This is a genomic window from Methylomonas sp. PHL2-19 (assembly GCF_059331595.1).
On record NZ_CP196839.1, the window covers coordinates 2635059 to 2657809 of the forward strand.

Genomic DNA, 22751 nt, shown 5'->3' on the forward strand with positions numbered 1-22751 from the left:
CTACTGCATGCGATTTCACGGCATTTTAAAACACGATCAGCCATTCAATAACACACGGTTTTTACGCCACTCCGATACCGATCATCAGTGAGTAAAAAGCGATGGAATTTTGTTGACTTGGAATTGAGTATTTACACACCTAGTAACCCTTTCTATCTCTAAGGCATTTGCCGCACTTTGGGGCATTACCCGCACCTAAAGTTGATGATGTTGTCTTGCATTTGGATGGCAACGCTCTCTAAGTATGTTTGAAGGAAGCAAGTTTGCACAGCCAAGAACTTATAACGGAATAGGCCTGAATATTGCTTTAACTTAGTGGCAAACTTCTGCTGACCAGTTGTATCTGCGTCTTATTCATTTATCAAGTTTGTAGCAAAGAAAAAAGTTTCGTTGCGAAATCCAACAATACCTAAATTTCACAAGCCTTTAAACTGCCACTGTAAGTGGATGCACATTTAGTCATAACTATGCATCCCCCCATCAAGAGCTGAGCTTAATCAATAAATAAGGAAAATTTAATGAAAAAATCAAAACATTTAAATGACAATATAAAATCAATGTTAATAATTGCGAATTTAATATTGTCCGGCAGCCAAGCTCTTGCATCACCGTATACTATTGAAGCCAATCAAACCATAACTGGTTTATCAAGCCCAGGCTTTGATAATATAATAAATCGTGGACTAGTAATTGGTGAAACTGATGATTACTTACCTTTATTACTAGAAAACTATGGAAGTATTTATTTGCCGTCAAAAATAACTTGTCCTGGGCAAAAATTGGTCAACTATGCCAAGGGATATATTGCTATCGGCGGATATTTTGATTGTTACAAACAGGGAGCCCAAGCGCTGATCGAAAACTCCGGTACCATTGCTGTAACTAACGCTGTTGGTGAAAATATCGCCTTAGATCCACGAACAATTGGTGGACAACTTCGCCCAGCAAAGGACTATATGCCTTGGACATATATATTCTGGGGCAAAATTGATAACAAGGTTACCGGCAAATTCATAATAGACCGCAATAATGGAGTAAATCTATGCCAATCGCAGGGTTCTGAGGCGCCTGAGATAGAAAATCGTGGATATTTTGAGATTGCTCAGGGTAGCACATGCAATTTCATATCTACCAAATCTGGCAGTTACAAGCAATTTGAAGGCGAAACTAAGGTAAACGGTACTTTCGGATCACGTTTACTTGACTTCCAGGGAGGAATTCTGACCGGAACAGGTACGATATTGAAGTTTCCTGAACAATTATGGAACGCCAGTTTTAGTATATCGCCCGGCAATTCCACATCACCTTTCGGTGAATTGACGCTAACTCCTGAAATGGGTTATTCAGTATTCGGTGATGGTACACTGAACTTTGTAATTGGTGGCTTGAACAATAACAGCAAGCTGCACGTTAACGGCGAGGCTTATATTGTTGGTAGCGCCAAAATCGCCATCAGCCTGAAAAATGGCTTTATGCCTAATATAGGCAACAGTTTCACAATAATCACCGCTAACGACATTCGCACGGATGATTTTAACCAAGCCAACCTGATTTTGCCTCAACTACCAACAGGTCGGCAATGGCATTTTGATAATGATGGCACCAGCCTAAAATTGAGTGTGATTTGATGGTTTCATATACTCACGAGGGAAACCTACCTGTGAGCACCGCTTTGAGCCGTTCACAACAGCCCCACGGGCGCTTTCCCGGAGGATACTTTAGGGGCTGTTGCCGTTTTACATGGGTAACCAAATAAAAGCGCAGGCCAAAGCGACAACGCCTTCAAAATTGCGTTTCAATTTGTCATATCGCGTTGCGATGGCTCTGAAATGTTTCAATCGCGCAAAGACATTTTCAACGAGGTGGCGATATTGGTAGAGGCACCAATCCATTCCGTCATTCCCGACGATTGAATTTTGTTTTCTAGGAATGATAGGGACACTCCCTTTCTCTCGAATTTGAATCCGTAGAGGTTCACTGTCATAGCCTTTGTCAGCGACCGTGTAGTCAGCCAAAGGCAGTTTAGCCACTAATTCCGGCGCTTCTTTGCAGTCATGGACTTCACCACCGGTGATCGAGAAATGAATAGGCAGCCCACAGGCATCAACGGCCATATGGATTTTCGTGGTGTTACCCGCAACGGATTTCCCAATCGCGGCATCCTGTTCATGAGCCGCACCACTACTATGCTGATGCGCTTTCACGATACTGCCGTCAATAAAGGTCCATTCCAAATCCGGTGCCACAACCAGGCCTCGAAAGATGCCCATCAGTTTTTCTTGCAGTGACCACGCATTAAACCGTTTGTAGACTGCATTCCACTTACCAAACGTGGCAGGCAGGTCTCGCCAGGGGCAGCCGACTCGCATGCGATAAAAAATCCCTTCTACCGTTTGCCTGAGCGAAGGCTTGTCATAAATCCCCAGGCTTAACAGGATGGCTTTGAATTTATTCCAGTATGCATCCGTAAACATTTGTCGCGGCATAGCTCACTTGTCTTCTGATTGAAAAATCAATCAATGAGGCAGAGCCGTTCGATTTCAAGGCTATCGTTTCAAAATGGCAACAGCCCCTACTTTCGAGAATAAATACTTTGATTCTAAGCTATACGATCCGGTATGTCTTTGCCGGAGAAATAAGCCTTAAGATTTTCCAGCACCTTTTCCCCCATCGCGGTGCGCGTTGCAATCGTGGCGCTGCCCAAGTGGGGGAGCAGTGTGGCGTTTTCCAGCGCCAAAAAGCCCTGATCTATGTTGGGTTCGCCTTCGTAAACATCCAGGCCGGCGCCGGCGATGCGTTTTTCTTGCAAGGCTTTGATCAAGGCCTTGCTATCTACCACATCGCCGCGCGCGGTATTGATCAAATGCGCAGTGGGTTTCATTAAATTCAAGGTTTTTTCATTGATTAAATGCCGAGTCTCGTTGCCGCCCGGACAATGCAGCGACACGTAATCGCATCGCGGTAATAGTGCTTCCAGCGTATCGCAACGCTCCGCCTTTAGTTCGTCAACGACGGCGGGGTCTGCCGGACTGGGCTTGAGATACAAAATTTTCATACCAAAGCCGTGATGGGCTTTGCGCGCCATGGCTTGGGCGATGCGGCCGAAGCCGACTAGTCCGAGCGTGGCGCCGGTCACGTCACTGCTCATCATATGCGTTGGGCACCAGCCGGCCCATGCGCCGGCGCGCACTAGTCTGTCGCCTTCGGCGCCGCGCCGTGCAGACATCAGTAACAAAGTCATCGCAATATCAGCCGTGCTTTGTGTCAACACGCCCGGGGTATTGGTGACGATTAGCCCCTGTTGTTTGGCGGCGGCAATATCGATATGGTTATAACCCACGCCAAAATTACCCAGGATTTTGCAGCGCTTGTTCGCGACATTCAGCACCTCGGCCGGCAGGGAATCGCAAACACTGGGGCACACCGCATCGTAATTTTGTAAAGCTAACCTAAATTCGTCAGCACTCAAGGGGTGGTCGTCGAGATTCAGTGTGACGTCGTAAAGCGCTTGCAATTTGGCTTCAACACTTGCCGGCCACCGGCGGCTAAGCAGGACTTTGGGTTTGTTCATGGGATTTCCTATCGTAAAACTTCAGGTACTTTCAGGTTAGAATCGGTGGTGAGGTGGTTAAGGATCGACGGCCGGGTTGGAGGTCATTATGCCGCCATTACCGTGATCACGGTCGTAGGCTTTTAAGCGTGCTGCCCGCAGGCTATTGATGCTGGCTATGTTTTCATCGTGTTGCTTTAGGGATCTTTGCCGCTGCAGGGCCAAATGTTGGTCTTTTTGCTCTTGCAAGGCCATCGCCATCGCCGGTTTTTGGTATTGCAGTTCGGCTTGGCGTTCGGCGATGTTTTGTTCTTGTGCACGCGCGTCCGTGTTCAGACGTTTCTCCATTAAATCCAGGCCGCTAGCTTGGTTTTGCAGCTGTTGCTCGGTCAGTATTCTGGCGTCATCCAGCTGCTGTTGCCTGAGCCTTAATTCCATTTCCGCGCGTTTGGCTGCCTGTTCGTCTTGGTATTGAGCGCTAATCTGTTGATTTTCGCGTAACGCTTGCTCCCGCTGGTTTTTTAGCAATTCGGCAGCCTCAATAGCTTTGTCATTTTGGATGCGCTCTAGTTCGGCTTGTTGTTTGGTTTGCTGATGATCGTGATAAAGCCAAGAGCCAATTGGAAATAGCAGCAGTGCGGCAATCGCTACTCGTTGCAACCATGGTGATACGGGATGGCGGTTGATAGTGGCGGGTGGCGATAGATCCTGCGGCAAGCGGCTGGCTGCCAATTTACGATCATAGGCGATGCGCCGATTGGCGTCGGACAGGATTACAAATGCTTCTCGGGTTCGGTTCAGTGTATCGATGCCGGCGTCGTCTTCGCGTTTTAGCAAATGGCGTTCAATATCCTTGAATGCGCGATGGATTTGTTCGTCGTCGGCGGACTCGGGTATGTTTAACAGTTGATATAGAGTTTTTGCCATATTCGCATCTCCCAACGCTTTGTCGTCTGATGATCGGTAGATAGCGGACTAGCCCCAGACAATGCCGGTGCTGAACAAAGCACCGGCAGATGGGACTATAAAGAATTGAAATTAACAGTGCAAACGTCCGCTAAAAATTTAATCGGTGACGATTGCCAGCTTTTCTTGGTTCCTACGCAGCAACGCTAAAGAACCCAGCATGCAGCCCAATACGAACCAAGTTAGCGTGGCGAGGGGCATAGATGACAAGGATTTTTCACTAAGCACCGCAACGTCTGGCTGGCCGGGTTGGGCATCTGCGGTTTTCTCCATTAGAAACTGGTAACCAATGTCGGGGATAAATGACCAGGCTCCGCTACTGATGGCGGGATAGTTCATCACGGACCAGTTCACTGCGCCAATTTCGCGCGCTTCTATGGTATTTCCGCGATTTAATCCTGAGGTGTAAATGGCTTCCATAACGCAAGTGTTGATCTGGTCGATGCTATGGTTGCCGGTTAAGCTGCTGGGTAGCCAGCATAGGCCGGGTGCTAAAAAGTCGGAATTTGGCGCCAAGCTATTTTGAGTGGCGTTTTTTAGCAATTCTTGATGGTGAACTTCAGTGGGCTCGTGTTCATGAATTTCCGCATGAGCAGGAGCGATCAGTGCTGCTAACAACAATAGGCGGTGTCTCATGATTTTCTCCTTTGGTTTTGGAGTCAGAAGATAACTCAAAAAAATATCAAGCAATAGCAATGCCCTTATTTAAAAAGTCTTTTATTTTAAATAATTACTGATGTTTTCATTGTTTTTGATGTGAAAAATCAGGTGTTTTTGGTGTGGAATGGTGCAAAAGATGGTTAGTTTTGGTGCTTAAAGCACAAAACACAGCTGCTTGTCTCGTGTTCTAAAGTACAGGGAAGTGCTATATCCGCCTGTTTTGGGCTGTGATGGGGGGCTAGGGCGGAGGGAATAACAAGCTGATCGAATGACGGGTGGCTGGTTAAGCAGGCCACCCGCCAAATCTAGGGAATGTTATTTAGCCGTTGAGCGGTAATACTCGATGGCTGCAGCTACGCCGCTGCCGGCTTTGATGTCAAAGCCATGGTCCAGCATAGCCATTTCCACGCCGGCAATCGCACCCAACAAGGAAACATCGTTCATATCGCCAACGTGGCCGATGCGGAACACTTTACCGGCTACTTCGCTAAGGCCTGCGCCCAATGAAATGTTGTATTTGTTGTACGCGGTGCTGATGACGTGGCGGGCATCTTTATCGGCCGGTACCACGATGGCAGTGACGGTGTCGGAGTCCCAACCTGCTTGCGCGCAAGTTTGCAAGCCCCAGGCCGCGACTGCACGGCGCACGCCTTCACCCAAGCGGTGATGACGGGCGTAGACGTTTTCCATACCTTCTTCCAGCAACAATTCCAGCGCTTTACGCAGGCCGTACAACATTGGTGTGGATGGCGTGTAAGGGGTGTAGCCGTCTTTATTGGAGGCTGCCATGTCTTTCAATGAGAAGAAAGACCGCGGGAAGTTGCTGTTGTCAATCGCGGCCAGGGCTTTTTGGCTGAAGCCCAGAATTGCCAGGCCGGCAGGTAACATAAAGCCTTTTTGCGAGCCGGCGATGCTGGCGTCCACGCCCCATTCGTCTTGACGGAAATCCAGGCTGCCTATCGAGCTGACACCGTCGACGAACAGCAACGCAGGATGGCTTGCCGTATCCAGCGCTTTGCGCACGCCAGGGATGTCGCTGGTGACGCCGGTAGAAGTTTCGTTATGTGTCGCCAGAATCGCTTTGATTTCGTGGTTTTTATCTTCGTTAAGACGCGCCTGCAAATGATCCAAAGGAATGCCTTTGCCCCATTCAACCTGATGAATTTCCACGTCAAAGCCCAGTTTTTTTGAAGCTTCCGCCCACAAATGACCGAACTGACCAAAGCGGTAAATCAATACCTTATCGCCTTGGTTCAGGCAGTTGGTCATCGCCACTTCCCAGCCGGCGGTGCCGGTGGCGGGGAATACGAAGCATTGGCCGGTTTCGGTGCGGAACACTTTTTTCAGGTCTTCCAAAATCGGCGCCAGCAATTTAGGGAAGATAGGCGAACGGTGATCTTCCATCGGCACATGCATCGCGCTCAGAATTTCATGTGGGGTATTGGTTGGCCCTGGAACAAATAGGTGATTGCGACCTGCCATCTGGTGTCTCCTTGGAATTTTGGAAGCTTAGAAAATCGCGGGATGTTGCCACAGAAGCCGTGATTCGGCAAGTCGTTTACTGGCGCAAACCTGCACCGAAGCTGACAAGCGCAATTGACATTGCAGGCCCTGAAAGTAAAATGTCACGTTCTTCAACCCATACATGGCGCGGTTTTTTAGCCGGCCAACCAACCGTAGGAAACATACATGAGTCACACTCTTTACGAAGCTAATGCCCAGCGCGTGCAACGTTGCGAATTGGCGGTACCGGGTTCCAGTCCGGAAATGTTTGAAAAAGCCTTAAAAAGTGGTGTGGACTTTGTGTTTCTCGATCTGGAAGACGCCGTTGCGCCTGACGATAAACTGCAAGCGCGGAAAAACGTCATCCAGGCCATCAACGATTTGGATTGGAAAGGTAACGGCATCACGCTGTCCGTACGTATCAACGGTCTGGATACGCAATATATGGTGCGCGACCTGGTTGACTTGGTCGAACAAGCCGGCGCTAAAATCGATACGCTGTTGATTCCCAAAGTCGGCGTCTACGGCGATGTCTATATGGTCGACGCGATGCTGTCGCAGCTGGAAATGCAGGAAGGCCTGAAAAACAAAATCGGCATCGAGTGCCTGATCGAAACGGCACTGGGCATGGCCAACGTCGAAGATATTGCCAAACAAGGTGCGCTTAGCGGTCGGGTGGAAGCCCTGCATTTCGGCGTCGCCGATTATGCCGCCAGCAATCGGGCCCGTACCGTGAATATCGGTGGTTTGAATCCCGATTATCCCGGCGACCAATGGCATGCGGCGATTAGCAGGATGACGGTGGCGTGCCGTGCCTACGGACTGCGTCCTATCGACGGTCCATTCGGCGACATCAAAGACCCTGAAGGCTATAAAGCCGGTGCCCGCCGCGCTGCTGCGCTGGGCTGTGAAGGCAAATGGGCGATTCATCCCTCGCAAATCGCTTTAGCGAACGAAGTATTCACCCCGCCTGCTGCGGAAGTCGAAAAAGCCAAGCGCATCCTGGTAGCGTTGCAGGAAGCCGCCGCGCAAGGCAAAGGCGCTGCCGCACTGGATGGTCGTTTGATTGATGCAGCTTCCGAACGGATGGCGAACAACATCGTCCGTGCCGCCGAAGCGATTGCCGCGAAATCAAAATAAAAAATTGTAGGTTGGGTTGCTCTTTGGGAAAAAACCAAGGGTAACCCAACATTTAAGGCCTTCGTGTTGGGTTAGGGCTGATGCCTAACCCAACCTACATTTTTCCAATATCACGAGAGAGTGCATGGACATTCATGAGTACCAAGCAAAACAGCTATTGGCCGACTATGGCGTGAAAATAGCGGATGGCGGTCTGGCTTACAGCCCGGAAGATGCGGTGCAACGCGCCCGCGAAATCGGCGGCCACGTCTGGGTGGTTAAAGCCCAGATTCATTCCGGCGCCCGCGGCAAGGCCGGCGGTATCAAGATTTGCAAAACCCACGACGAAGTCAGCGATGCCGCCGAATCTTTGCTGGGCAAAAAATTGGTGACACACCAAACCGGTCCTGCCGGCAAACAATGCCTGCGCTTATACGTCGAAGCCGGAACCGATATTGCCAAGGAACTGTATTTCAGCCTGTTGATCGACCGTGCCCAGGAGCGGATTGTCATGGTCGGTTCCGCGCAAGGCGGTATGGAGATTGAGGAGCTGGCGGAAAATAATCCGGATGCGATCAAAAAAATCTACATTGAACCTGCAGTTGGTTTACAGGATTTCCAAGCCCGCGAAATGGCCTTTGCGCTGGGCTTGAACGCCGATCTGATTCCGCAAGCCGTGAAGTTGATTCAAGGCTGCTACCGTGCCATGCGTGAACTGGACGCCAACATGGTCGAAATCAATCCTTTGGTCATTACCGGCCACGACGAATTGATCGCACTCGACGCCAAAATGGGCTTTGACGACAACGCCTTGTTCCGTCGGCAAAAAATCTCCGAATTGCGCGACAAAACGCAAGAAGACCCACGGGAAATGGCGGCCGCTGACCGAGGTTTGAGCTACGTCGGTCTGGACGGCGACATCGGTTGCATGATCAACGGCGCCGGCTTGGCGATGGCGACGATGGACATGATTAAATTGGCGGGCGGCGAGCCGGCGAATTTCCTGGACGTCGGCGGCGGTGCATCGGCCGAACGCACCGAAAAAGCCTTCCGGATGGTGTTGCAGGATAAAAACGTCAAAGCCATGCTGGTCAACATTTTTGCCGGTATCAACCGTTGCGACTGGATTGCCGAAGGCGTGGTCCATGCGGTGAAAAAAATCGACATGCAGGTGCCGCTGGTGGTCCGTCTGTCCGGTACCAACGTTGAGGAAGGCCGCAGAATCATCGAAGAAAGCGGTTTGCCCATCATCACGGCAAATACCTTGGCGGAAGCCGCCGAGAAAGCGGTCGAAGCCCGTAACAAAGTTGTAGCCGCGCAAGCTTAAGGAACAGACATGGCAATTTTTATCGATCAAAACACTCGCATCATCGTTCAAGGCTTTACCGGTAAGATTGGTACTTTTCACGCCCAGGAGATGATCGACTACGGTTCCAACGTGGTCGGCGGCGTGACGCCGGGTAAGGGCGGGCAAAAACATTTGGACCGCCCGGTGTTCAATACCGTCAAGGACGCTGTCGAACAAGCCGGCGCCGAAGCCAGTATCGTGTTCGTGCCGCCGGCTTATGCCGCCGATTCGATCATGGAAGCCGCCGAAGCCGGCATCAAATACTGCGTATCGATTACCGACGGCATCCCGACTCAGGACATGATGAAAGTCAAAATCTTTCTGAGCAAATTTCCCAAGGAAAAACGCATGGTGCTGACCGGCCCTAACTGTGCCGGCACCATCAGTCCGGGCAAAGCCATGCTGGGCATCATGCCGGGGCATATTTATATACCTGGTAACGTCGGCATCGTCGGTCGTTCCGGTACCCTGGGTTACGAAGCGGCCGATCAAATGAAAGCGCTGGGCATCGGCGTGTCGACTTCAGTCGGTATCGGTGGCGACCCGATTAACGGCAGCTCGCACCGCGATATTCTGGAAAAATTCGAGCAAGACCCGGAAACGAAAGTGGTGGTGATGATCGGCGAGATCGGCGGACCGCAAGAAGTGGAAGCCGGTATGTTTGCCAAAGAACATATGACCAAGCCCGTTGTGGCCTACATCGCCGGTTTAACCGCTCCGAAAGGCCGCCGTATGGGCCACGCCGGAGCGATTATTTCCTCAGTAGGCGAGTCGGCGGCGGAGAAAGTGGAAATGCTCAAAGAGTTGGGCGTAATTATTGCCCCAACTCCTGCGGCGATGGGTGAGACAGTGGCTAAGGTATTGGCAAAGCTGTAAGTTACCCACCGCTAAAATAAAGCCCGCTTCGGCGGGCTTTTTTGTTTGTGTTGACTTGAGGTTCTTTAGCTTGCCCTGCCAAGCTGGTAACATCCCCTCTTTTGCCGTTTTGCCGGAATCATGCAATCTTCTCGTTTAGTCGAACGCCTTAAAACTTTTCGAACATTAACCCCAGAGCAACAGGTTATTATGAAGTTGCTGGCGGTTTATTACGGCTATAGTTCGCTGATCAATTTGGCGAAATGCCTGGGCAGTTTGGGTATCAGGGAGGGTGAGAAAACACTTAAGTCGGAAGCTGTCAAAGCCCGGCTAAAGCCGCTGATCAAAGCCGGTTTGCTGGAAGAAAACCTCAAATCCGGCGGCACCCGGTGCTGCCGAACCCTAGCGGAAGTGTTGACCCGCCAAGCGGTCGAAGACAAAGAGTTTGATTTGTTTGCCGGCGCCGTACAAATGAACAATCCGCCCGGCCATGGCTACTATCGTTACAGCACCGTGGACGACTGCATTCGCGAAGCGCGGATCCAATTTTATCGCGGCGATTACGCCAAAGTAGACGAGTGCCTGGAATCCGGTGCCCACTACCTCGGTAAACTGCCGCCGGTTAACGAACTGTATCTTTCCTGGTTTTTAAACCCGCTGGATGTCGCGTGGTTTACTACGCATCATCCGCAATTATTGCTGGGGCTGGCCGGGTTTTCGGGCTTACATCAACTGCTGTATCTGTATGCCGACGAAAAATTGGATGGCTTTTTAGAGCAGTTATTGTTCGTTAGCCAGGGTGTGCAGCAGGAATTGTTGAACCGCGTCGCTTTGGAGTTACGCTTGCTGCGGGGTGACTGGGATGCAGTCGAGCAACGGGTCGCAGATCAAAATGATCCTGAGCTGCAAGCGCTCGCGGCGACATTGATTTTTCTGCGCGGCGATTACGCGGCAGCGGTCAGCCGTTTCGAGGGCGCTTTGGCACAGCTACGCAAGGTTTCCGGACAACGCACTGCCTATTTTTACGGCTTGGCAGGCGTGTTTTACCCGCTGGCTATCCTGAAAAACAATGACGCCAAACAACGCGCCAAACTCAGCACACTGATCAATCAAGCGATCAAAGCCGACAATTATTGGTTGGGCATTTATCATCAGTTGGCCTTGTTTCAGCGTTTTTTACAAGGCGATTTGTCATTGCGGGAGCAACTGTTAAACACCGATTTGACCTATAAAATCAGTAGCGGCTATCGGGAAAGCGGCTACCCGGACACCTTGCTCACTCCGCCATTACTGCTGCATGTGTTTTTAACCCTGATCAAATTTTGGGTTAAAGCCGATCAATTCAATCATGTCACGCCACTGAGTCAAAAGCTGTACCGGCATCTGGTGGACAACGGTTATCGTTGGCCGGCCGCCGAATTAGCCAAGATCTTTACCCATATAGAGCCGCCGCGTTCCCTGCAATGGGATTGCAGCTTTTTCGATGCCAGGCCGGCGTTGGCGGATTTATTTGCCAGCCGCCCGGATTGGGACTTGGCACTGGATGCCTTATTAAATTTGCCCAAGGCCGAAAAAAAAGCCGATACCGCCGCGCTTATCGACAAGCCAACGCGCTTGGTCTGGTTGTTGAGTTACGATGACATTAGCCATCATCTGGACATCGAGCCGCGCGAACAAAAACAACAAGCCAAAGGCGGCTGGAGTAAGGGCAGGGCGATTGCCTTGAAACGGTTGGCGCACGAAACCAACAAGTTTGACTATTTAACCGAACAGGACATTAAGCTGTGCGCGCATATCAAGGAATACCGCGATAGCGGCTGGTACGGCAGCGGCACTTATTTTGAGTTCGACAATAGCATGCCGCAGGCCTTGCTGGGACACCCGCTGTTGTTTTGGGCCGATGCGCCCGAAGTACGGGTGGATGTGGTCAAGGGCGAAGCCGAACTGCGGGTGAAAAAACTGGCTGGTAGCGACAAGATCAAAATCAGCCTGGAACCCGTGCCCGGACACGAACAAAAATTCTATGTCGCCAAGGAAACACCCACGCGCTTGCGCGTGCTGGAGTTCACCGCCGACCATCATAAAATCCTCGCGGTATTGGGCGCCAAGGGCCTGGAGGTGCCGGTATCGGCGCAAGACCGAGTCTTGCAAACTCTGACCAGTATTTCCGGCTTGTTGACCGTACATTCGGATATAGGCGGCAGTTCCAGTAGCGCCGAGCAAGTCCAGGCCGACGCCACCCCGCGCGTGCATTTATTACCCTGGGGCGAAGGTCTGCGCGTGGCGATGCTGATCCGGCCGTTCGCCAGCGGCGGCGCCTATTATCAACCTGGGCATGGCGGCGAAAGCGTGTTAGCCGAAATCGACGGCAGCCATTGCCAGACCAAACGCGATCTGGCTTTGGAAAAACAGCGCGCGCAAGCCGTTTTGCAGGCTTGCGATGTGTTGGAGCAGGCGGAACGCGATGGTGCCGGTGATTATTTGCTGGATCAACCTGAACAATGTCTGGAGCTGCTGTTGCAATTACAGGCGTTGCCGGCCGAACAAGCCGTATTGGAATGGCCGGAAGGCGTCAGATTTCGGTTGTTGGGGCAAACCAACGGCAGCGGCTTTAGCATGCAAATCAAGCGCGACAACGATTGGTTTGCCCTGCAGGGCGAGTTGCAGGTCAATGAAGATACCGTCATCGAAATTCAGCAATTGCTGGGTTTATTGAACAATCGCGAAGGCCGCTTCTTGAAATTGCAGGACGGTCAATTCATTGCTTTGACCGAAGAGTTTCGCCGCCGCCTCGACGATTTACGCGCCTACGCGGATCTGCACGGCAAGAAAGTCCGGATCAATCCGTTGGCTGCCCTGACGCTGGAAGACTGGCAGGACGAGGCCGGCTTCAAAGCCGATAAACATTGGCAAGCGCACATGCAGCGTCTGAAGGATTCGCGAGACTATCAGCCTAAAGTACCGTCTACTTTTCAAGCCGAATTGCGCGACTATCAAATGGACGGTTATCGCTGGTTGGCGCGCCTGGCTCGCTGGGGTGTCGGCGCGTGTCTGGCGGATGATATGGGCTTGGGCAAGACGGTGCAAGGCTTGGCCCTGCTGGTTGACCGTGCCCCGAACGGCCCCAGCCTGATCGTCGCACCGACTTCGGTGTGCATGAATTGGGAAAACGAAGCCAGCCGTTTTGCGCCGACTCTGCATCCGCAAATTCTCGGTAGCGGTGATCGCCAGCGCTTGCTGGATAACCTGGGGCCTTACGATTTACTGATTTGCAGTTACGGCTTGTTGCAACAGGAACAAGTCGCCGAAATGTTGGCGAAAATCCAGTTCCAGACTGTGATTCTCGACGAGGCGCAGTGGATCAAAAACATCGCCACCCGCCGCTCGCAGGGGGCGATGAATCTGCAAGCCGAGTTTAAACTGATCATGACCGGCACGCCTTTGGAAAATCATTTGGGCGAACTGTGGAATTTGTTCAGGTTTATCAATCCCGGTTTATTGGGTTCATTGGAACAGTTCAATCAACGCTTTGCCGGCCCTATCGAACGCGACCGCAGTGCCGAGGCCCGTTTCCAATTGAAGAAACTGATCCAGCCTTTTATTCTGCGCCGCACCAAAACCCAGGTATTGCAGGAGCTGCCACCCCGCACAGAAATCCCGATTTATGTCGAGCTGAGCAGTGAGGAAATGGCCTTCTACGAAGCCTTGCGCCGGGATAGTCTGGCGGCATTGACTAGCGCCGATGCACCGGCCGGGCAAAAACAATTACAGATTCTGGCGGCCATCAGCAAATTGCGCCGTAGTTGCTGCAATACCTTGTTGGCCAACGCCGCGGTGGCTTTGCCCAGCAGCAAGCTGGCGGCGTTCGGTGACATCGTCGACGAATTGCTGGATAACAAACACAAGGCTCTGGTGTTCAGCCAGTTTGTCGACCATTTGCAATTGATTAAAAACTACATTGAACAGCGCGGCATTCGTTATCAATATCTGGACGGCAGTACGCCGGCCAAAGAGCGCCAGCAACGGGTAGACGCCTTTCAGCGCGGCGACGGCGAATTGTTCCTGATCAGCTTGAAGGCCGGCGGCGTGGGTTTAAATTTAACCGCCGCCGACTATGTGATTCATATGGACCCTTGGTGGAATCCGGCGGTGGAAGACCAAGCCTCAGACCGCGCGCACCGCATGGGCCAACAGCGGCCGGTGACGATCTATAGGATGATTGCAAAAAATACCATTGAGGAAAAAATCGTCGCGCTGCACAGCCATAAACGCGATTTGGCCGACAGCTTGTTGGATGGCGCGGATATTAGCGGCAAAGTGTCGGCTGATGAACTGCTGAATTTGATGAAAGGCGAAGCTTAAACAGGCAACGAATCCGGCTATTAGGTGTGGTTTTTACGTAGTCCATTTTAAAGCGCACCGAGATACTGGGTTCCTGGTTTTTGATTTTACGGCGCTCCCGCATTCGCGGGAACGCCGAACCGGGCTGAATTGCGCTGGCTTAATCCCGTCTTAAATTATGCTTTTTACGAGCGATATTGCGGCTGGCTTTGTTTTGTTGATGGGTCAATCGGGCTCGTTCGCCGGCAGTGACCACACCATCAGCTTTCGCTGCGGCTTCTTGGTGTTCTATGCGCATTTGTTGGTGTTCCAAACGGTTGGCTTCGCGGTCGGTCAAGGCGCCGGAAGCCTCGCCCTGCTCAATGCGTCTTTCCTGATTTTCCTGGCGCTGGTCGATGCGCGGGGTTTCGATGCCGGCGAAGCAGGGTTGCGCCAAGCCAAAAAATGCCAGCAACGCGCCCGATAGTAAAAATGTGTTGATGTTGTTCATGTGTGCCTCGGTAGTGTCGTTATTAGGTTGCCAACGTTTTAAAACCGTCGGCGAAGTCATTTTAGCCGGCAATATTAAGATCGCCTTAACGTTACGCGGCTAGCTGCACGGAGCTTAGTAAGCTTTGGATATTTGGGCGTCTTTTAATTGGCTGACTTAAAACGCCAATCAAGTTCAAGAAATCAAATAAGTAGAACTCGGTTCCTGACCGGCCTCCAGAATTTGTTTCATGCTGACCATGTCATAACCACCGGACAGCAAGACAATAAAGCGTTCGCGCAGCATGGGGCTTTGCCGGGAACGTAAGATGATATTGTTGGCGTCTTTTTGTTCCAGGATTCGGTACCAGTTGTAGATCATTTGAAAGATCCGCCCCATCGGTTCGCGGATGCGGGCTTCGTAATGACTGAAACGCGCGGCACTGAAATCGTCGCAGTTGGCAAAACCTTCCAGCGCCGCGTCGGCCGCGTAAACCCCACTGCGCATCGCCAGCGTTACCCCGGCGGAAAATACCGGATCGACAAACATCGACGCATCGCCCACCAGCATAAAGCCGTCGCCGTGAAAACGTTCGTTCATATAGCCAATGGATGAAATGGTTTTGATGTCCATGGCTTGCTCTGCGTCTGCCAGCCACTCTTGCACGCAGTCGCAGCTTTGAATGGCGGCGTCAAAGCGCTGTTGCGGCGAATCGCCCAAGTTTTTCGCAAAGCGGGTATCCAAGACCGCACCGACGCTGACGATGTCGTCGCGTAACGGAATGTACCAAATCCAGCCGCCATCAATGGTATGAATGTCGGTGGTGACCGAACCGTCTATCACGTCTCCAAAATTGATAAAACCGTGCGGGTCGCGGCGAAAGCCACCTTTGAAATGGGCAAAATGGGCGATTTTATTCAATTCCGGTAAGGGGCGTCGCCAGTTTAACTTACGGGCGATCAGGGACTCACGCCCTGAAGCGTCGATGACCACTGAAGCATGAATGGGCGCGGGGTCAGAATCATTCGGGCCGGCGCTCACGCCAATCGCTCGTTTGCCGTCGAATAATACGTCGGCCACCGCCCACTCCCGCCGCACATCAACGCCGCATTCGGCGGCATGCTCCAGCAAAATTTCATCGAAACGGGCGCGCTCCACGTGATAGGTATAGGGTCGTTCGAAATACCCCGGATATTCCGCTGTCAGCAGCAATACATCGGGTTTTTGATTGAACATGCCGAAGTTTGCGCCTTGCTTGACGGTAAAACCTTCGGCTTCGATTTTTTCCGTCACGCCCAGCCGCCGCCAAAGCTCCCAGCAAGCCGGCAACAAGGATTCGCCGATTTGAAAGCGTGGAAAGCGTGAGCGCTCGAACAACACCACGTGCTTGCCGGCTTTGGCCAAGATGATCGCCGCGCTGGTACCGGCGGGACCGCCGCCGATGACGGCGGCATCGAAACGTTCAGATTGTGACATGCTGTTTTGCCTGTGTAAGAAAAATCGGGACTAGGGGCGGTGGATTTAATTTTGTTCGAGCCACTGTACTAAGCAATGGCTTGCATCGGTTCATCGGCGGTAAATTTGCCATAATACCTGCCTTACGCGACTGACTCCAAACGATTGGCACTATGAACACGACTGAAATATTTCTGATCGCCCTGACCATTATCTACAGCTTGCCGTACCTAATTTGGCGAATCGGCCGGACCGATTACTTCGCGCCCTTGGTGGTGGTGCAAATCATCACCGGGATTTTGTTGGGGCCGGGTATCTTGGGCAGCGCATTTCCCGATTACTATGCTTTTGTTTTCAATACCCAGGTCATACAGGCACTGAACGGCATCGCCTGGTGGTCGGTGATGTTGTTTGTCTGGGTCGCCGGCATTGAGTTGGATTTGCGCCAAGCCTGGCAACACCGGCTGGAAACCAGTATTACGGCTGGCTTGGCCTTGGGTGTACCCTTGGGCTTGGGGTGTGTTGCCGCTTTGGGGATGCTGCTATTTCCGGGCTGGATGGGTGCCAAGGCCATGTCTTGGCAATTTGTGGTCGGTATCGGTATGTCGTGCGCAGTGACGGCGTTGCCGATACTGATTTTGCTGATGGAAAAATTGGCAGTGCTGCGGCAACCTATCGGTCAACGCATCTTGCGTTACGCCAGCATGGACGATATAGCGATTTGGGCGGTGCTGGCCTTGATTCTGTTGGATTGGGACCGGGTAGGCCGGCAGGGTGCGTTTTTGTTAGGTTTTGCGATCAGTGCCTACGGGATTCGCAAACTAATGGCCTGGCTGCCGGAGCTTGACCGCTGGTATGTCGGCATCATCGCTCTGGCGGCGACGGGCTTTGCCGCGGACTGGGCCGGCTTGCATTTTATGGTGGGGGCATTTTTGGCCGGTGCTATCTTGGATGGCCATTGGTTCAATCAAGCCCAGATGGACTTGTTACGCCACCATCTATTACTGACGGTGATGCCAGTGTTTTTCCTGAGCACCGGCTTGAAAACCAATTGGGCCATGGGCGGGGCGGCGGTGTTGGTGGTCGCCGGCCTATTGCTATTGGTGTCGGTGTTCGGCAAATTGCTGGGCATTCATGTCGCTGGAAAAATCCTGAAATGGCAGCGCGGCGAGGCGTCTGTAATAGGTTGGCTGCTGCAAACCAAAGCCTTGATCATGATTATCTTTGCCAACGTGTTGCTGGATAAACAAATAATAAGCAGCGAGACTTTCACTGCCTTGTTGTTGATGGCCGTGCTCAGTACCATGCTGACGGTACCGGTGGTATCGCCGAAACTGGCGCGGATGCAGGCGCTTCTTTCCCGTGCAAAATAAGTGTCTAAGGTCCTTAGTTGTCCAGCCCTAAGGTTTTCCAAAAATCCGCTTGCGTAGCGATACCCAGTACCGCCTGCGCGGCGAGTAAGGCGGACACGCTGACGCCAGCTACCCCGCCGCCTGGCCGAGTCCAATGGCCGGTGTGGAACAAGCCGGGCAGGGCGCCGACTACGCTGGGGCGATTCGGGCCGATCTGCTCCGGGGTGGGCGCAAAACCATAGGCTGCGCCTTGGCGGTTTAGGGTGTAGCGCTCCAGGGTGCGCGGGGAGCCGGACTCCACGACCAACAAATGGTCGTTCAGGCCGGGAAAATGCCGTTCGGCTTTTTCCAGCAAACGCTGCTGAAAGCCGCTTTTGGCCATGCGCCAGGATTGCCCCACGTCAAATGGACACAAGGTGGTCAGCATCATGATGCTTTGTCCGGGCGGTGCGAGCGATGGATCGGCGAAGGAGGGCAGGGTGGCCGAAAACCAATTGCTCTGACCGGATTGGCTGCAGGCATAACTGGCTTCGTGGTCGAACGATTCAAAGAAAAACCCTTCATGGGCATGATCTTGCTCGGACAGAGGCAGGTCGGTGGCGATGTAGTAGGCGAAGATCGACAAGGACGGCGAAAGCTTTGCCAGGCCCTCGCCATACCCGCTTGGCAAGTGCTCCGGGCCGATCAACAATTCGGCGGTTTGGCGAATGTCGATATTGGAAACCACCGTTTCGGCCCGGATTACCTGGCCGTTTTCCAAAACAATGCCGCAAGCTTTACCGGCTTCGACACAAATCCGCCGCACGCTAGCATTCAGCAAAACTTCGCCGCCTTGGTTTTCGATAGCGGCGGCCAGTTGATCGGCGTAATTCTGGAAACTGCCCCGGCAGTAATAGCCGCCTTCGTAGGTGTATCCGGCCATCATCGAAGCCCAATACAGGAAAGACAGTTGCGATGGCGGTAAACCCAAGTAAGGCCAGAGCATCGCGCAAGCGCTTTTCAGGCGGGCATCCACCAAAAACTCGTCCAGTGCCTCCGCCAGCGTGGTGCGCCGGTAGCGGAATAAATTGCCCAGCATTTGCATGGGCGAAACCCGCGTTGCCTTACTTTGGGACAACACTTCCTCGGCCAGCATGGCTTCTTCCGCCAGTGTTTTGCAAAGCCGGATCAGCGCCAGCAGACCTTCCTTTTCTGCCGGAAAATTTTCGGTTAAGCCGGCTACGAACGCTGCTTCGCCGGCTCGCAAGGGGATTTCGAAATCCGGAAAAACCGCTCGGGCGTATGATGGTACGGGGATAAACAGTTCCTCCGGATCTATGCCCACCGCCAGGCAAATCTTATTCATGGTGCTGCCGTTGCCGTATCCTTCCGGGCTGCAACCACTGACCAGGTGTACGCCGGCATCGAAATGAAAGTGGCGGCGTTTGAAGCCATGGGCATAACCGCCCGGCCTGTCGTGCCTTTCCACCAACAACACCGACTTGCCCGATTTCGCGAGTAATGCGCCGGTACTCAGCCCGCCAATCCCCGCGCCAATGACGACGACGTCGTAAACTTCTTTTTTCGATTCCGTGTGTATGCCGCGCATTGGCTGTCTTCTATGGAGATAAATAGCCGGCTAGCTTAGGAATAAACCAAGTGGAAAACAAGTGCTTGGCTTTACCTCAGCCGTTGCGCCATCGCGCAGAAGCTCTCGACCACTGACACTGGCTGGTCTCCAGAGAGTGCTACTCATGGCTAGAATACTGTAGTTTTGTTGCTTTAAACTGCTGAATGTAATCCGATCCTTAGGCCTCTGGTTCCCAAGCTCCAGGTTGGGAACCCAGCCATCGGAAGCTCCAGCTTCCCAAATCCTCACCAGTCTTTAACCACCTCGATCAAGCCCGCCATTCCCGCATAATTACGCGCACTGGAATAGCGCCAATGCTCAGGTAAATCCACATAACCGCGCTTGACCGGATTAAGGTGAATATAATCCAGCTTCTGCCGCATCGCTGCCTCGGATTCGATCAGCTGCGGATGGCTACCTTCCTCCCAAACCTGGTACTCGCTCTCGATCTTATGCGGCCGCTTCAACAACGCCAACAATTCCAGTACCCGCGCCTCACCGCTTTGCTGCAAATGACCAATGATTTGCTTGGCGGTATAAGCCTTAAAGCGCTGCATATCCCGGCTCAAATCCGGCGAAGCGGCGATCAGGTGCAAGTGGTTTTCCAGGATCACGTAACCGTACAACTGAAACCCGCTATCACGCTGCAAAAACCGCCAGGAATCCAGGACGATATTCACCGTCGCTGGACGGGTAAACAGAGGCAGCCAATGGTTTATCGTCACAGTCAGGAAGTGCGGACTAGGGTTTTGCAGGACTCGGTAGCGGCTGCGTGTCATGGGCTATGGTGAGTGGGGATGGAGGTTGAAGTTTGGTAAATATTAAACAGCACCAATGCGATTGATGCGGTGCACATTGTTTACCGCATCGAGCTCCTCCGACACCGGCTACAATCTTACGCCCAAAGCGCGAAAGAACATTGGGTGAATAAATACAGTTGATGTTGGACGTATTTGGCCGGCTTCAAGTCTTGTAAGATTGTTTGTGCGAGTCCAGCTCGTGGAGTCAGTTGGTCCTGTCTTTATACCTATAAGGCCTATTGCGTAAAATTCCCGCAAAATATAGTTTCGTACAGAGTCAAAATTAGCGCTTTTAGCCGAGTATAAGCTATAAAGGGATTTTGTGATTGGGTCCGTGCTTTGTTCATTTAGAGAAAAAACAATTTCTTCAAACTTTCCCGCTAAAAAATCTTGGGTGATTATACGAACTTCAAAATGGTCTTTTAATCCATAAAGAAGCCGAGATGTATGCATTAGGTCTGGCAATATTATGCTCCATTCATTTGACAACGATTGTAATCTTTCGGCTGAATAGTTATTTTCAGCTTCTTTAATTATGGTTGCAGTAATTCTTGGTTTTCCAGTACATAACTCTAAACACTCATTCACAAATACAATAATATCTCTTGGACGGAAAAATGTTCGTTCTAGCATATAATCAAAAGTATCTTTTGTATCTACATGAGCAGGGAAAACATCTTTGAATGATACGTCGCCTTTTGTGTAATGATGCTTAATTAATTTATTGATTCTATATTGTACTATTTTTTCAAGCTCTGATTTTTCCCATTTTAAGTTTAGGTAAAGTGCTTTGTATTTTTCTTCTTGAAATCCTGCTATTGTCTCTAGGTGAAGTACTTTATATAGAAGGTCGTGTCGAATTGCTAAAACTACTTTGACATTTGATAATTGTTTAAATCGATTGACAACATCAATTAAGGATCTAATCAGTTTGAACTTGATCCGGTCATCGGCCCAATCTTCGTCTAGCATGTCTATTGTTACGTAGTAAGGCCTTTTTTCATCATCAAAGATGTTATCCTCTAAAACTGTAAGCATATTCTCAAGTTCACGTATTTGTACTTTTGAAACGGCATCCAGCCCATGTTCTTTGACTTCGGCACGTTGTTCAACGGATAATTTTTTAGCTCCTTCGGCGTTAAAGGTGATATTAGAGAATTTTCCATTAACACCAGCAGTCAGGCTCTGTTCAACTCGACTAGTTAATTCATGAATCCGTTGTTCAGTGGTTAACCAAAATTTATTGCCCCAAGTTTCAAAGTAGTCAATCGCTAATTCTTTATTTCTATCTTTTTTCCTTATAATTGAACTGATTGTTCTCATAAAAGTTTTATAGGACGCTTCGTCCTTAATTTTAAATTTTGCTTTTATAAGTTCTACAACAAGTAAGTGTTTCCATAGGAGAACGTAGAATGGAGATAAATTAACACCTGCTTCTTCGAAGAACGCCAATACTTTATTGGTTGCAATGAAATTAAGTGATAAATCATGGGGTGATAATTCAATTACATTGTTATTTGAATGTGCTAAGTGATACAATAGCGCAGTTTTTCCTGCTCCAGTTCTGCCAACTATAATTCTTTTCGGGTTTTTTCTGTCAAATAGAAACTTAATGTCTCCAGTATCTACAAAACAGTCGTCAAGAAACTGAGAGTCATGTTCTGCAGCTGCTGCACCAACATTGTCGTGTTTACGAAAAACAAAGTTATCCATTCGTTTTCTTCCTAATTTAGTGTTTTTTATGCTAGGTTTTCGCTAGTTCCCAAGCTCCAGCTTGGGAATGCTATCTTGGAAGCTCTAGCTTCCTATCTACAGCCAGACTGGAAGCCGGAGCTTCCAAGACCGGGGTTCCCAAGCTGGAGCTTGGGAACCAGAGCCACCAGAGCCAGATCACCGCTCAATCCGGCACATCGGTAGATCAGCCGGGGCCGACTTGAATAATCTGATTCAGTTGCTCGCAAACCTGAGTGAACAAATCGCCCGGCAAGACCTTGAGCGGATGCGGTTTGGCTTTGCGCAAGCGCCAGTCAAAGGATTTGGGTTGGTGGCAGAGCACATAGCTGGTTTGTTCGGCTTTGCGGCCGCCGGCTTTGCCGACAGCGACCGCAAATGGATTGTCAGCGTTATAGGCGGCAGTTGTCATTGGCAGGCCGATCACCAGCGAGGTTTTTTCGTTGAAAATGCTTGGTGAAAGAACTAAAAACGGATGGATGTCGCGCATTTCCTGGCCGACTTGCGGATTGCAATCGATCCAGATGATGTCTTGCCTTTCCGGCACCCAGGCCGCTGTTTGCTTGTGGCTTACCAACGTTCGGCACCGATTGCTTCCGCGGTTGCCATGGCTTCGCCGCTGTGCCGCTCGGGATCGAAACGGGCCAAACGTTGTTCCAACGTTAAAGCTTCGTCGGCTAACGGGGTGATAATCACCTTGTCATCTTCAACGGATACCCGTACTCGTTGATGGTTGTGCAAATGGGCTGCTTTGGCAATAGCCGCCGGTAGGCGCACGCCCAGGTTATTACCCCATTGTTTGATGTCGAGTATGGCTTCGGTCATGATGTTTCTCTGGAATGTTTAAACGTGAGTATAAACATGGTTTTATATTCGGGTCAATTTTGTGAATATATCTAGTCCTCTAGTTCCCAAGCTCCAGCTTGGGAATGTGATCTCGGAAGCTCTAGCTTCCTATCCCCAGTCAGATTGGAAGCTGGAGCTTCCAAGGCC

At 51.1% G+C, this 22751-nt stretch carries 18 protein-coding genes; 6 read left to right on the forward strand and 12 right to left on the reverse strand.

What is annotated here, in order from left to right:
* Nucleotides 1-518 precede the first annotated feature (518 nt).
* Nucleotides 519-1628, forward strand: a complete 1110-nt coding sequence (locus ACR02O_RS12290; protein WP_101051967.1) for a hypothetical protein — start codon at nt 519-521, stop codon at nt 1626-1628.
* A gap of 108 nt (nt 1629-1736) precedes the next feature.
* On the opposite strand, the gene ACR02O_RS12295 is transcribed toward ACR02O_RS12290, so the two are convergent.
* From ACR02O_RS12295 to ACR02O_RS12315, 5 genes are all read right to left on the reverse strand, one after another.
* Nucleotides 1737-2486 (reverse strand): IS5 family transposase, encoded by a 750-nt coding sequence (locus ACR02O_RS12295; protein WP_033159547.1) that lies wholly within the window; start codon nt 2484-2486, stop codon nt 1737-1739.
* 113 nt (nt 2487-2599) lie between these two features.
* A complete protein-coding gene (locus ACR02O_RS12300) occupies nt 2600-3571 on the reverse strand; it encodes a 2-hydroxyacid dehydrogenase (protein ID WP_033156538.1) in 972 nt (323 codons plus the stop codon).
* A gap of 57 nt (nt 3572-3628) precedes the next feature.
* On the reverse strand, nt 3629-4477 hold the full coding sequence (locus ACR02O_RS12305) for a hypothetical protein (protein ID WP_033156537.1): 849 nt from the start codon (nt 4475-4477) through the stop codon (nt 3629-3631).
* A 138-nt stretch (nt 4478-4615) separates the two neighbouring features.
* Nucleotides 4616-5152: a hypothetical protein gene (locus ACR02O_RS12310; protein WP_033156536.1), complete on the reverse strand. Its 537-nt coding sequence runs from the start codon at nt 5150-5152 to the stop codon at nt 4616-4618.
* Nucleotides 5153-5491: 339 nt separating this feature from the next.
* Nucleotides 5492-6658 carry an aminotransferase class V-fold PLP-dependent enzyme gene (locus ACR02O_RS12315; RefSeq protein ID WP_033156535.1) on the reverse strand — a complete coding sequence of 389 codons (1167 nt, stop codon included), beginning with the start codon at nt 6656-6658 and terminating at the stop codon, nt 5492-5494.
* Nucleotides 6659-6865: 207 nt separating this feature from the next.
* On the opposite strand from ACR02O_RS12315, the gene ACR02O_RS12320 reads away from it, so the two are divergent.
* From ACR02O_RS12320 to ACR02O_RS12335, 4 genes are all read left to right on the forward strand, one after another.
* Nucleotides 6866-7819 carry an HpcH/HpaI aldolase/citrate lyase family protein gene (locus ACR02O_RS12320; RefSeq protein ID WP_171695686.1) on the forward strand — a complete coding sequence of 318 codons (954 nt, stop codon included), beginning with the start codon at nt 6866-6868 and terminating at the stop codon, nt 7817-7819.
* Nucleotides 7820-7943: 124 nt separating this feature from the next.
* Nucleotides 7944-9125 (forward strand): malate--CoA ligase subunit beta, encoded by a 1182-nt coding sequence (locus ACR02O_RS12325; RefSeq protein WP_171695685.1) that lies wholly within the window; start codon nt 7944-7946, stop codon nt 9123-9125.
* A 9-nt stretch (nt 9126-9134) separates the two neighbouring features.
* A complete protein-coding gene (sucD, locus tag ACR02O_RS12330; RefSeq protein WP_033156532.1) occupies nt 9135-10022 on the forward strand; it encodes a succinate--CoA ligase subunit alpha in 888 nt (295 codons plus the stop codon).
* A gap of 120 nt (nt 10023-10142) precedes the next feature.
* Nucleotides 10143-14363, forward strand: a complete 4221-nt coding sequence (locus tag ACR02O_RS12335; RefSeq protein WP_033156531.1) for a DEAD/DEAH box helicase — start codon at nt 10143-10145, stop codon at nt 14361-14363.
* 139 nt (nt 14364-14502) lie between these two features.
* Here ACR02O_RS12335 and ACR02O_RS12340 read toward each other — a convergent pair whose 3' ends face one another.
* On the reverse strand, nt 14503-14832 hold the full coding sequence (locus ACR02O_RS12340) for a hypothetical protein (protein WP_033156530.1): 330 nt from the start codon (nt 14830-14832) through the stop codon (nt 14503-14505).
* A 174-nt stretch (nt 14833-15006) separates the two neighbouring features.
* Nucleotides 15007-16287, reverse strand: a complete 1281-nt coding sequence (locus ACR02O_RS12345) for an NAD(P)/FAD-dependent oxidoreductase (protein WP_051669944.1) — start codon at nt 16285-16287, stop codon at nt 15007-15009.
* Between the two features lie 152 nt (nt 16288-16439).
* Between ACR02O_RS12345 and ACR02O_RS12350 the strand changes: the two genes are divergently transcribed.
* Nucleotides 16440-17639 (forward strand): cation:proton antiporter, encoded by a 1200-nt coding sequence (locus tag ACR02O_RS12350; protein ID WP_033156529.1) that lies wholly within the window; start codon nt 16440-16442, stop codon nt 17637-17639.
* Between the two features lie 13 nt (nt 17640-17652).
* On the opposite strand, the gene ACR02O_RS12355 is transcribed toward ACR02O_RS12350, so the two are convergent.
* The 5 genes from ACR02O_RS12355 to ACR02O_RS12375 all read right to left on the reverse strand — a co-directional run bounded on the left by ACR02O_RS12355 (nt 17653) and on the right by ACR02O_RS12375 (nt 22583).
* Entirely contained in the window at nt 17653-19206 is a 1554-nt protein-coding gene (locus ACR02O_RS12355) for a phytoene desaturase family protein (RefSeq protein WP_494521714.1), read from the reverse strand.
* A gap of 266 nt (nt 19207-19472) precedes the next feature.
* Entirely contained in the window at nt 19473-20006 is a 534-nt protein-coding gene (locus tag ACR02O_RS12360) for an REP-associated tyrosine transposase (RefSeq protein ID WP_033156527.1), read from the reverse strand.
* Between the two features lie 108 nt (nt 20007-20114).
* Nucleotides 20115-21740 (reverse strand): P-loop ATPase, Sll1717 family, encoded by a 1626-nt coding sequence (locus tag ACR02O_RS12365; protein WP_101051971.1) that lies wholly within the window; start codon nt 21738-21740, stop codon nt 20115-20117.
* 205 nt (nt 21741-21945) lie between these two features.
* Complete coding sequence (locus ACR02O_RS12370; RefSeq protein ID WP_033156525.1) at nt 21946-22335, reverse strand: type II toxin-antitoxin system PemK/MazF family toxin; 390 nt, start codon at nt 22333-22335, stop codon at nt 21946-21948.
* Entirely contained in the window at nt 22329-22583 is a 255-nt protein-coding gene (locus ACR02O_RS12375) for an AbrB/MazE/SpoVT family DNA-binding domain-containing protein (RefSeq protein WP_033156524.1), read from the reverse strand. The genes ACR02O_RS12370 and ACR02O_RS12375 overlap by 7 nt, the downstream gene beginning before the upstream one ends.
* Nucleotides 22584-22751: the final 168 nt, after the last annotated feature.

Bases quoted from the DNA above. Each gene is read 5' to 3' on its own strand.
- ACR02O_RS12365 (WP_101051971.1), bottom strand. From the start codon at position 21,740: ATGGATAACTTTGTTTTTCGTAAACACGACAATGTTGGTGCAGCAGCT.
- ACR02O_RS12345 (WP_051669944.1), bottom strand. From the start codon at position 16,287: ATGTCACAATCTGAACGTTTCGATGCCGCCGTCATCGGCGGCGGTCCC.
- ACR02O_RS12375 (WP_033156524.1), bottom strand. From the start codon at position 22,583: ATGACCGAAGCCATACTCGACATCAAACAATGGGGTAATAACCTGGGC.
- ACR02O_RS12305 (WP_033156537.1), bottom strand. From the start codon at position 4,477: ATGGCAAAAACTCTATATCAACTGTTAAACATACCCGAGTCCGCCGAC.
- ACR02O_RS12300 (WP_033156538.1), bottom strand. From the start codon at position 3,571: ATGAACAAACCCAAAGTCCTGCTTAGCCGCCGGTGGCCGGCAAGTGTT.
- ACR02O_RS12335 (WP_033156531.1), top strand. From the start codon at position 10,143: ATGCAATCTTCTCGTTTAGTCGAACGCCTTAAAACTTTTCGAACATTA.
- ACR02O_RS12350 (WP_033156529.1), top strand. From the start codon at position 16,440: ATGAACACGACTGAAATATTTCTGATCGCCCTGACCATTATCTACAGC.
- ACR02O_RS12320 (WP_171695686.1), top strand. From the start codon at position 6,866: ATGAGTCACACTCTTTACGAAGCTAATGCCCAGCGCGTGCAACGTTGC.
- ACR02O_RS12340 (WP_033156530.1), bottom strand. From the start codon at position 14,832: ATGAACAACATCAACACATTTTTACTATCGGGCGCGTTGCTGGCATTT.
- sucD (WP_033156532.1), top strand. From the start codon at position 9,135: ATGGCAATTTTTATCGATCAAAACACTCGCATCATCGTTCAAGGCTTT.
- ACR02O_RS12325 (WP_171695685.1), top strand. From the start codon at position 7,944: ATGGACATTCATGAGTACCAAGCAAAACAGCTATTGGCCGACTATGGC.
- ACR02O_RS12315 (WP_033156535.1), bottom strand. From the start codon at position 6,658: ATGGCAGGTCGCAATCACCTATTTGTTCCAGGGCCAACCAATACCCCA.
- ACR02O_RS12310 (WP_033156536.1), bottom strand. From the start codon at position 5,152: ATGAGACACCGCCTATTGTTGTTAGCAGCACTGATCGCTCCTGCTCAT.
- ACR02O_RS12360 (WP_033156527.1), bottom strand. From the start codon at position 20,006: ATGACACGCAGCCGCTACCGAGTCCTGCAAAACCCTAGTCCGCACTTC.
- ACR02O_RS12295 (WP_033159547.1), bottom strand. From the start codon at position 2,486: ATGCCGCGACAAATGTTTACGGATGCATACTGGAATAAATTCAAAGCC.
- ACR02O_RS12355 (WP_494521714.1), bottom strand. From the start codon at position 19,206: ATGCGCGGCATACACACGGAATCGAAAAAAGAAGTTTACGACGTCGTC.
- ACR02O_RS12290 (WP_101051967.1), top strand. From the start codon at position 519: ATGAAAAAATCAAAACATTTAAATGACAATATAAAATCAATGTTAATA.